The sequence below is a fragment of the Oribacterium sp. genome, from assembly GCF_057249185.1.
Genome location: NZ_DBHIGR010000260.1, coordinates 1 through 1,789, shown reverse-complemented (window position 1 = coordinate 1,789; position 1,789 = coordinate 1). Strand labels below are relative to the sequence as shown.

Genomic DNA, 1,789 nt, shown 5'->3' with positions numbered 1-1,789 from the left:
TTAAGAGCTTTTACGGGCAGGCTTTTATTCCGGATATATGCGAATTGGAAGAGGACATGTTGCCCTACAGCGAAAAATACTTTTTGGAATTGATTCAAAGCGGAAGCATTCGTTGTGTTGAGCCGAGTCCGATTTGGTATGAGGAGCGGACAGATTTTGGACCGAAAGCCATAGGAACAAAACGAGTTAGCCATGAGAATGAAGGCTTTTTACTCTTACAGGGGAGTCCTGTTTTTCAAGGAGAAATCTTAGGAGGCTGTATAGATACCCTCTATGATATTTTTGACACAACGAGGCACGAGGATTCTGTCAGCTTATGCAAAAAGTATGCACTATTTCCGGATTTGGAAGACTGGAAAGGGAAAATTCTCTTGCTGGAAAGCAGTGAGAATCAGCCCAATCCGGAGAAGTATCGGACAATGCTTAAAGCCTTAAAGAAAAGCGGTATTTTCGAAGTCCTTAGCGGTGTGCTGGTGGGAAAGCCGATGGATGAGCGTTATACCAAGGAGTATCAGGAAATTCTTTCGGAGGTGATTGATAATCCCTCTCTTCCCATTGTCTTTAATCTGAATGTGGGACATGCCACCCCCAGAGCGATTATTCCCTTTGGCATTATGGCGAAGGTGGATGTTTCGGCACAAATAATCAGCTTTTCGAGAGAGTAAGAGGAGAAAAACACCGTTGAAACAGAAAGGATTGCAGCGAGAAATGCAGGGCGTGGAGGATACTCTCTATATTCCCCTTGCGGCACGTATTTACGCCTCTGAACACTTTCCGAACTTCTTTTATGATGAGAAGGTAATGGATCTGGCAAAGCGTATTTCTGTGGAGAAAATTATGAAAAACTCCATAGAGTATTTTCACATGGCCAGTGTTTGCAGGCAGAAAACCCTGGATGGGAAAATAAAGGACTTTTTAAAGCGAAAACAAGTCGTAAATGGGAAAGCGATGCAGTCCATTGGAAAGCATGCGGAGTCTTTGTCGGAGGGAGAGAATTCCGCTTCCAAAGCACAATGCAATATTGTCTTTTTAGGAGCGGGTTTGGAGACGGCCTATGATCGAATCGGAAATAAGGAGGCACTGTTCTATCAGCTGGATTTACCGGATGTGATCAAAGTGAGAGAAGAGCTTCTGGGGAAGGGGGAAAACGAAGGGCTTCTGAGCGGAGACTTATTTGCTCTTGAGTGGCTGAAGGAGATAGATTGCACTTTGCCGACCTTACTGGTAGTTGCCGGTGTTTTTCAATATTTTCATAAGGAGAAGATTCTGGAGTTTCTTCGGAAGCTGAAAACGTTGCTTTCCGACTGGGAAATCGCTTTTGATGCGACGAATTCTACCGGCCTAAAATATGCCAACAAATATGTGAGAAAAACGGGAAACACGAAGGCAGAGATGTACTTCGGGCTGGATGATCCGGAGGCTTTTGCGAAGGAGGCAGGACTTAGGCTTCTTTCCGTGGACGGCTTTTATCAGGATGCGCTTGCGCATTGCAAGGGATTAAAGCTGAAAACCAGGCTGTTCATGTTCTTTTCGGATCAGTGGAGGAGAACGATGGTGGTGCATCTGGCCCGGGTTTCCTAAGGAGAGAGCGGATGCCCTGAAGTGGCGTCCTTTTCGACCGTAGTTGCATGCTTTGGTACACGGGTGCTATAGTAGTAAGGTTAAACACGGAAGTGGACAGGATAGACGTTACAAACAGGAGTCGGCCTGGGATTGGAGCCGGCGGAGAATGGTTACAAAGTAAAGAGGATGATTTATGAAGCAAACAAGAAATGATGTCCGAAATATT

General features: G+C 45.3%; 2 protein-coding genes. Both read left to right on the top strand.

Features of this window, described 5'->3' with window-relative positions:
• The coding region (locus tag ACO4PX_RS10185) for a S66 peptidase family protein (RefSeq protein ID WP_485572605.1) at positions 1-665 on the top strand (665 nt) is incomplete at its 5' end.
• A 16-nt stretch (positions 666-681) separates the two neighbouring features.
• A complete protein-coding gene (locus tag ACO4PX_RS10180; protein ID WP_485572603.1) occupies positions 682-1,581 on the top strand; it encodes a class I SAM-dependent methyltransferase in 900 nt (299 codons plus the stop codon).
• Positions 1,582-1,789 lie beyond the last annotated feature (208 nt).